The sequence below is a fragment of the Enterobacter sp. UCD-UG_FMILLET genome (assembly GCF_000762975.1).
Classification (GTDB): Bacteria; Pseudomonadota; Gammaproteobacteria; order Enterobacterales; family Enterobacteriaceae; genus Enterobacter; species Enterobacter dykesii.
The window spans coordinates 36,750-45,089 of record NZ_JRJC01000013.1; the positions used below are offsets into that span (position 1 = coordinate 36,750).

At 56.3% G+C, this 8,340-nt stretch carries 9 protein-coding genes; 7 read left to right on the forward strand and 2 right to left on the reverse strand.

What is annotated here, in order from left to right:
• Window positions 1-60: 60 nt before the first annotated feature.
• A complete protein-coding gene (locus tag LA04_RS06450) occupies window positions 61-342 on the reverse strand; it encodes a DUF1145 family protein (protein WP_010436509.1) in 282 nt (93 codons plus the stop codon).
• Entirely contained in the window at window positions 326-928 is a 603-nt protein-coding gene (rsmD, locus tag LA04_RS06455) for a 16S rRNA (guanine(966)-N(2))-methyltransferase (RefSeq protein ID WP_047650911.1), read from the reverse strand. Before rsmD ends, LA04_RS06450 begins: the two co-directional genes overlap by 17 nt.
• 127 nt (window positions 929-1,055) lie before the next feature.
• Between rsmD and ftsY the strand changes: the two genes are divergently transcribed.
• The 7 genes from ftsY to LA04_RS23390 form a co-directional block, all read left to right on the forward strand.
• A complete protein-coding gene (gene ftsY, locus LA04_RS06460) occupies window positions 1,056-2,516 on the forward strand; it encodes a signal recognition particle-docking protein FtsY (RefSeq protein ID WP_047650912.1) in 1,461 nt (486 codons plus the stop codon).
• 2 nt (window positions 2,517-2,518) lie between these two features.
• Window positions 2,519-3,184 carry a cell division ATP-binding protein FtsE gene (gene ftsE / locus LA04_RS06465; protein ID WP_047650913.1) on the forward strand — a complete coding sequence of 222 codons (666 nt, stop codon included), beginning with the start codon at window positions 2,519-2,521 and terminating at the stop codon, window positions 3,182-3,184.
• Window positions 3,177-4,232 carry a permease-like cell division protein FtsX gene (gene ftsX, locus LA04_RS06470; RefSeq protein ID WP_047650914.1) on the forward strand — a complete coding sequence of 352 codons (1,056 nt, stop codon included), beginning with the start codon at window positions 3,177-3,179 and terminating at the stop codon, window positions 4,230-4,232. The genes ftsE and ftsX overlap by 8 nt, the downstream gene beginning before the upstream one ends.
• A gap of 251 nt (window positions 4,233-4,483) precedes the next feature.
• On the forward strand, window positions 4,484-5,341 hold the full coding sequence (gene rpoH / locus LA04_RS06480; RefSeq protein WP_024906692.1) for an RNA polymerase sigma factor RpoH: 858 nt from the start codon (window positions 4,484-4,486) through the stop codon (window positions 5,339-5,341).
• Window positions 5,342-5,477: 136 nt separating this feature from the next.
• Window positions 5,478-6,743: a 4-aminobutyrate--2-oxoglutarate transaminase gene (locus LA04_RS06485; RefSeq protein WP_029741816.1), complete on the forward strand. Its 1,266-nt coding sequence runs from the start codon at window positions 5,478-5,480 to the stop codon at window positions 6,741-6,743.
• 197 nt (window positions 6,744-6,940) lie between these two features.
• On the forward strand, window positions 6,941-8,041 hold the full coding sequence (gene livJ / locus LA04_RS06490; RefSeq protein ID WP_148103336.1) for a branched chain amino acid ABC transporter substrate-binding protein LivJ: 1,101 nt from the start codon (window positions 6,941-6,943) through the stop codon (window positions 8,039-8,041).
• A 145-nt stretch (window positions 8,042-8,186) separates the two neighbouring features.
• The coding region (locus LA04_RS23390; RefSeq protein ID WP_442854764.1) for a helix-turn-helix domain-containing protein at window positions 8,187-8,340 on the forward strand (154 nt) is incomplete at its 3' end.

Here is an 8,340-nt window from a genome sequence, read left to right on the forward strand (position 1 = left end):
TGCACGAACGGTCCCCTCTCCCTGTGGGAGAGGGTTAGAGTGAGGCCATCAGGCCGCACCTTACTTCTTCACCTGCGCCTTAAACTTCTTCATCCACACCAGCAGCTCAAACACGCCGAAAATAAATACGCGAAGCTGCTGCCAGCCCGTCATCTGCGGGCCGTCTTTCGGCAGGCCGTTTTTCAGCATCACCATCTGCAGGGCGTGCATAAACGACGTGAAAATCAGCGCCACGTTAACGAAAATGTTCATCGGGCGCGGGAACGGGTGCACCAGATTCAGAATCAGGAACGCCCAGACGCCCAGCATCAGCAAACGTCCCAGGTTAATCAGTACCGGCATCGGAGCCTCCTTGTGCCTGACGGTGATAAAGACGATAGGCCACCTGACCAGCGACCTTTTCGCGGTGCAAATCCCAGTGGGCGGGAACAGGTGGTAAACCGTTTTCCACTTCGCTTTCGACGTAAATTAGCGCGTCATCCGCCAGCCAGCCGTTTTGCTCCAGCAGGGATAACGTCTCTTCCAGCAGCCCCTTGCGGAACGGCGGGTCGACAAACACCACGGTGTGCGGCGTGCCTTTCTGCGCAAGAAAACTCAGCGTGTTGGTGTTCACGACTTTGGCGTTGCTCGCTTTCAGCGTCGACAGATTTTGCTGCAGCGTCTGCGCAACGCCGCGCTCCATCTCCAGCAGCGTGGCGCTGGCGGCATAGCGCGACAGCGCTTCCAGGCCTAATGCGCCGCTTCCGGCGAAGCAGTCCAGGCAGTGGGCGTCTACCATTGACGGGGCCAGCCAGTTAAATAGCGTCTCGCGCACGCGGTCGGTGGTAGGGCGTAAACCGGGGCTGTCCGGCACCGGTAATTTCCGGCCTCGCCACTGACCGCCGATAATACGAATTTGACCGGCCGGGGCGCGGTTGGGTTTCTTCATCTCAGGAAAGCTCTGTTAACAATTGGCCTGCGATTGCGGGCGGTGATGTCAATTAAGTAAAGTGTTAGACTATTTCATCATTTTTTTAGCTTCCATGTATATAGCGCCGCGAGGAGTGTAGTCGCAGATGGCAAAACAAAAAAAACGTGGCTTCTTTTCCTGGCTGGGCTTCGGTGAAAAAGAGCAAGAAACAGAACAGAAAACCGAAGAGCAACAAGCCGTTGAAGAGCAGTCACAGCCTGAAACGCCTGTAGAAACCGCCGCGGTTGTCGACGCGGAAGAGACGGCGCACAGCAAAGAAGAGATTGAAACCTTTGCACAAGAGGTGGTTGAGGTCACGGAACAGGTTCAGGAGAGCGAGAAGCCAGAACCGATTATCGTTGAGGACATTACCGAAGCGCCACAGGCCGTTATCGAGCACGAAGAGCTGCCGCTACCGGAAGAGGTGAAAGCGGAAGAGGTCTCTGCCGAAGAGTGGCAGGCGGAAGCGGAAACCGTTGAAATTGTTGAGGCGGTGGAAGAAGAAGCGGCACTCGAGCCAGAGCTGACCGACGAAGAGCTGGAAGCCCAGGCGCTGGCGGCAGAAGCCGCGGAAGAAGCGGTCATCGTCGTGCCGGTGGAAGAGCAGGCCGAAGAAGAGATCGTCCAGGAGCAGGAAAAACCGACCAAAGAAGGTTTCTTCGCGCGCCTGAAGCGCAGCCTGCTCAAAACCAAAGAAAACTTAGGTTCCGGATTTATCAGTCTGTTCCGCGGCAAGAAGATCGACGACGATCTCTTTGAAGAGCTGGAAGAACAGCTGCTGATTGCGGACGTCGGCGTGGAAACCACCCGTAAAATCATCGCCAACCTGACCGAAGGGGCGAGCCGCAAACAGCTGCGCGACGCCGAAGCGCTGTACGGTCTGCTGAAAGACGAGATGGGCGAAATTCTCGCAAAAGTTGACGAACCGCTTAATATTGAAGGCAAAACGCCATTTGTTATTCTGATGGTCGGCGTGAACGGCGTGGGTAAAACCACCACCATCGGCAAGCTGGCGCGTCAGTTCGAGCAGCAGGGTAAATCGGTGATGCTGGCGGCGGGCGACACCTTCCGTGCGGCGGCGGTTGAGCAGCTGCAGGTCTGGGGCCAGCGCAACAACATCCCGGTGATTGCCCAGCATACCGGCGCGGATTCCGCATCCGTGATCTTTGACGCCATCCAGGCGGCGAAGGCGCGCAACGTGGACGTGCTGATTGCCGATACCGCAGGGCGTTTGCAGAACAAATCGCACCTGATGGAAGAGTTGAAGAAAATCGTTCGCGTCATGAAGAAGCTGGACGAAGACGCACCGCATGAAATTATGCTGACCATTGATGCCAGCACCGGACAGAACGCCATCAGTCAGGCGAAGCTGTTCACTGAAGCGGTAGGACTGACGGGGATCGCGCTGACCAAGCTGGACGGCACCGCGAAAGGCGGGGTGATCTTCTCCGTGGCCGACCAGTTCGGCATTCCTATCCGTTACATCGGTGTGGGCGAGCGTATTGAGGATTTGCGTCCGTTTAAGGCGGACGACTTTATTGAGGCATTATTTGCCCGAGAGGACTAACAATGATTCGCTTTGAACACGTCAGCAAGGCCTATCTCGGTGGGAGACAAGCGCTGCAGGGGGTGACATTCCACCTGCAGCCGGGCGAGATGGCATTCCTGACCGGCCATTCCGGCGCGGGGAAAAGTACCCTGCTCAAGCTTATCTGTGGGATCGAGCGGCCAAGCGCCGGGAAAATCTTTTTCGGCGGCCATGAGATCAGCCGCCTGAAAAACCGCGAAGTGCCGTTCCTGCGTCGTCAGATCGGCATGATTTTCCAGGATCACCACCTGCTGATGGATCGCACCGTTTTCGATAACGTGGCCATTCCGCTGATTATTGCCGGCGCCAGCTATGACGATATCCGCCGTCGCGTCTCTGCGGCGCTGGATAAGGTCGGGCTGCTGGACAAAGCGAAGAACTTCCCGATCCAGCTCTCCGGCGGTGAACAGCAGCGCGTGGGCATCGCCCGCGCGGTGGTGAACAAGCCTGCCGTACTGCTGGCGGATGAACCGACCGGTAACCTGGACGATGCTCTGTCCGAAGGGATTTTGCGTCTGTTTGAGGAATTCAACCGCGTAGGGGTCACGGTATTGATGGCGACGCACGACATCGGGCTCATTTCCCGCCGTTCGTACCGCATGCTGTCCCTGAGCGACGGTCATTTGCACGGAGGCCACGGTGAATAAGCGTGATGCAATAAACCAGATTCGGCAGTTCGGAAACCGGTTTGACCGTTTCCGTAAGCCGCAGGGCGGTGGTGATGGCAATCGTAATGCGCCGAAGCGCCAGAAGGCCGCGCCAAAACCGGCCTCCCGTAAAACCAACGTGTTCAACGAGCAGGTGCGCTACGCTTTCCACGGCGCGCTGCAGGACCTGAAAAGCAAACCGCTGGCGACGTTCCTGACGGTGATGGTGATCGCCATCTCCCTGACGCTGCCAAGCGTCTGCTATATGGTCTATAAAAACGTCAACCAGGCGGCCTCACAGTATTATCCATCTCCGCAAATCACGGTCTATCTGGATAAAGCCCTCGACGATAACGCCGCCGCGCAGGTGGTTGGGCAAATCCAGGCCGAGCAGGGCGTGGAGAAGGTCAACTATCTCTCGCGTGAAGACGCCCTGGGCGAGTTCCGTAACTGGTCTGGTTTTGGCGGCGCGCTGGATATGCTTGAAGAGAACCCGCTGCCCGCCGTGGCGGTGGTGATCCCGAAGCTGGATTTCCAGGGGACCGATTCGCTTAACACCCTGCGCGATCGCATCACGCGCATTAAGGGCATTGATGAAGTGCGCATGGACGACAGCTGGTTTGCGCGTCTCTCAGCCCTGACCGGGCTGGTAGGACGCGTCGCGGCGATGATTGGCGTGCTGATGGTGGCGGCGGTCTTCCTCGTCATCGGCAACAGCGTGCGCCTGAGCATCTTTGCCCGTCGCGATACCATCAACGTGCAGAAACTGATTGGTGCGACGGATGGCTTCATCCTTCGACCGTTCCTTTACGGCGGCGCACTGCTCGGTTTTTCCGGTGCATTTCTTTCACTGATATTGTCAGAAATTTTGGTGCTGCGGCTCTCGTCTGCCGTCACTGAAGTGGCGCAGGTTTTCGGAACGAAGTTTGATATCAGTGGCTTAGGTTTGGATGAGTGCCTGTTGCTGCTGCTGGTTTGCTCGATGATTGGGTGGGTGGCAGCCTGGCTGGCAACCGTTCAACATTTACGTCACTTTACTCCCGACTAATAAAAGCGTGATATAATCTTTCCCTGCACCGATAAGTTCGCTCTGCAGGGAAAGCGTCCCTGTTGTCGCTTCCCCTGTTATCATCTCCATGTCACAATTTGTGCGTAATTTATTCACCGTTGCACCTGGAACTTGTGGATAAAATCACTGTCTGATAAAAGAGTGAATGCTAATCTCGTTGCTCAAACGCTTTGGCATGGTTGTTGCCTGACGGGGACAACCTGGACCAGAAGAAACATTGAGAGGAATGAATGACCAAAGAAATGCAAACTTTAGCTTTAGCCCCTGTTGGTAACCTGGAATCTTATATCCGGGCTGCGAACACCTGGCCGATGTTAACGGCCGAGGAAGAAAAGGAGCTTGCTGAAAAGCTGCATTACCAGGGCGATCTGGAAGCAGCTAAGACGCTGATCCTGTCTCACCTGCGCTTTGTTGTTCACGTTGCTCGTAATTATGCGGGCTACGGCCTGCCGCAGGCGGACTTGATTCAGGAAGGTAACATCGGTCTGATGAAGGCTGTACGTCGCTTCAACCCGGAAGTGGGTGTGCGACTGGTCTCCTTCGCCGTACACTGGATCAAAGCAGAAATTCACGAATACGTGCTGCGCAACTGGCGTATCGTGAAGGTCGCCACGACAAAAGCGCAGCGTAAACTGTTCTTTAACCTGCGTAAAACCAAGCAGCGTCTGGGCTGGTTCAACCAGGATGAAGTGGAAATGGTGGCGCGCGAGCTGGGCGTAACCAGCAAAGACGTGCGTGAGATGGAATCCCGTATGGCCGCGCAGGACATGACCTTTGATATGTCCTCCGACGACGACGCATCTGACAGCCAGCCGATGGCCCCGGTTCTGTATCTGCAGGATAAAACCTCTAACTTTGCTGACGGCATCGAAGAGGATAACTGGGAAGATCAGGCCGCGAACAAGCTGACCCATGCGATGGAAGGCCTCGACGAACGTAGCCAGGATATTATCCGCGCCCGCTGGCTGGACGAAGACAACAAGTCCACGCTGCAGGAGCTGGCCGACCGCTACGGCGTTTCTGCGGAACGTGTCCGTCAGCTTGAAAAGAACGCCATGAAAAAACTTCGCGCCGCTATCGAAGCGTAATTTCCGCGAAGTACACCGAGAACCCCTGGATGAAAGTCTGGGGGTTTTGTTTTTTTAGCGCCCGCTCTGGCGAATTCCCTCCCCCTGGCAAACACTTACTGATGCGCTAAGCAGGCGACTTTCTCAGGGGGACAGGGTGAAAAATAACGAACTGAACGACCGGCGTTTACAGGCGACGCCGCGCGGCATCGGCGTAATGTGTAACTTCTATGCCGATAAAGCTGAAAACGCCACGGTGTGGGACGTGGAAGGCAACGAGTACATCGACTTCGCCGCCGGGATCGCGGTGCTGAATACCGGCCATCGCCATCCCAAAGTCATTTCCGCCATCGAAAAACAACTCCACGCCTTTACCCATACGGCGTACCAGATCGTGCCGTATGAAGGCTATGTGGCGCTTGCCGAGCGCATCAACCAGCGCGTGCCCGTTGACGGTCCGGCCAAAACCGCGTTCTTCTCCACGGGAGCTGAGGCGGTCGAAAACGCGGTCAAAATTGCCCGGGCGTACACCAAACGTCCCGGCCTTATCACCTTTGGCGGCGCGTTCCACGGCCGCACCTTTATGACCATGGCGCTGACCGGCAAAGTTGCGCCGTACAAGCTCGGCTTTGGCCCGTTCCCCGGTTCGGTTTATCACGCGCAGTATCCGAATGAACTGCACGGCGTCAGCACGGCGGAAGCGTTGAAAAGCCTGGAACGTATCTTTAAAGCGGATATCGCACCTGACCAGGTCGCGGCCATTATTCTCGAACCGGTTCAGGGAGAGGGCGGTTTCAACATTGCGCCAGCTGATTTTATGCAGGCGCTGCGCGCCCTGTGCGACACCCACGGTATTTTGCTGATTGCCGACGAGGTGCAAAGCGGCTTTGCCCGTACCGGCAAGCTGTTCTCGATGGAACACCACTGCGTGAAACCCGATCTGATCACCATGGCGAAAAGCCTGGCGGGCGGGATGCCGCTCTCAGCGGTGTCGGGCCGTGCGGAGGTCATGGACGCCCCTGCACCAGGCGGGCTGGGCGGTACCTACGCCGGAAACCCGCTGGCGATTGCCGCGGCGCATGCCGTACTCGACGTGATTGATGAAGAGGATCTTTGCACGCGCTCGGCGCATCTTGGCCATCACCTGGTGGAAGTGCTGAACAAAGCGAAGGAACACTGCCCGTATATCGCTGACATTCGCGCCCAGGGCTCGATGGTGGCGGTGGAGTTTAACGACCCGCAAACGGGTCAGCCTTCGCCGGAATTTACCCGCCAGGTGCAGGAGCGCGCGCTGCAGGAAGGGCTGCTTCTTCTGAGCTGCGGCGTCTACGGCAACGTCATTCGTTTCCTGTATCCGCTGACGATCCCCGAAGCGCAGTTCCGTAAAGCCCTGGACATTATCTCCGCGTCGCTGACACGTTAAAGCCATATGCCCGGCGAAAATCCCTGCCGGGCCTATCATATATTCATTTCAAATTAGCTATTCCAAAATCATAAAAATCGGGTATGTTTTAGCAGAGTATGCTGAAAAGGCGCGGGCAGCACACCTATAAATGACATAAAGCGCTGCACAACAACATCACAACAATCGTAATAACCATAATAATGGGGAATCTCAGGATGAACATGAAGGGTAAAGCGTTACTGGCAGGATGTATCGCGTTGGCATTCAGCACCATGGCACAGGCAGACATCAAGGTGGCTGTGGTTGGCGCAATGTCCGGTCCGGTAGCACAGTACGGCGACCAGGAGTTTACCGGCGCTGAACAGGCGGTTGCAGACATTAATGCTAAGGGCGGTATCAAAGGCGAAAAACTGCAGATCGTAAAATATGATGATGCCTGTGACCCGAAACAAGCGGTCGCGGTTGCGAACAAAGTGGTGAACGACGGGATCAAATACGTTATCGGTCACCTGTGCTCTTCCTCTACTCAGCCTGCGTCTGACATCTACGAAGACGAAGGTATTCTGATGATCACCCCGGCTGCAACCGCGCCGGAGCTGACGTCGCGGGGTTATAAGCTCATCCTGCGCACCACCGGCCTGGACTCTGACCAGGGCCCAACCGCGGCGAAATACATCGTTGAAAAAGTGAAGCCGAAGCGCATTGCTATCGTTCATGACAAGCAGCAGTACGGTGAAGGTCTGGCGCGTTCAGTGCAGGATAACCTCAAGAAAGCCAATGCCGACGTGGTGTTCTTCGACGGGATCACCGCCGGTGAGAAAGACTTCTCCACCCTGGTGGCGCGTCTGAAGAAAGAGAATATTGATTTCGTTTACTACGGTGGCTACCACCCGGAAATGGGCCAGATCCTGCGCCAGGCGCGCGCCGCGGGCCTGAAAACCCAGTTTATGGGCCCGGAAGGCGTGGCGAACGTTTCCCTGTCTAACATTGCGGGTGAATCAGCCGAAGGCCTGCTGGTGACCAAACCGAAGAACTACGATCAGGTCCCTGCGAACAAACCTATCGTAGATGCCATCAAGGCGAAGAAACAGGATCCAAGCGGCGCGTTCGTCTGGACCACCTACGCGGCGCTGCAGTCTCTGCAGGCGGGCCTGAACCAGTCGGCCGATCCGGCTGAGATTGCCACCTGGCTGAAAGCGAACACGGTCCAGACCGTCATGGGGCCACTCTCCTGGGACGCGAAGGGCGACCTGAAGGGCTTCGAGTTCGGCGTGTTTGACTGGCATGCTAACGGCACGGCGACTGACGCAAAATAAAAGCAAAAAGGCAACGTAAGTTGCCTTTTTTAATGTTTTCTCCCTCTCCCCGTGGGTGTACGGTCCGGGGACATAGTGAACACTTGTTCGGGGACATGGTAGACACTTACAACTAAGGCATAAGAACCCGTTTATGGAGTCGCTTATGCCCTGGGATGCGAGAGATACCATGTCATTACGTACTGAGTTTGTTTTGTTCGCCTCGCAGGACGGGGCGAACATCCGTTACCTCTGCCGTCACTACGGCATTTCACCTGCCACCGGCTACAAGTGGCTTCAGCGCTGGGCTCAGGAAGGCC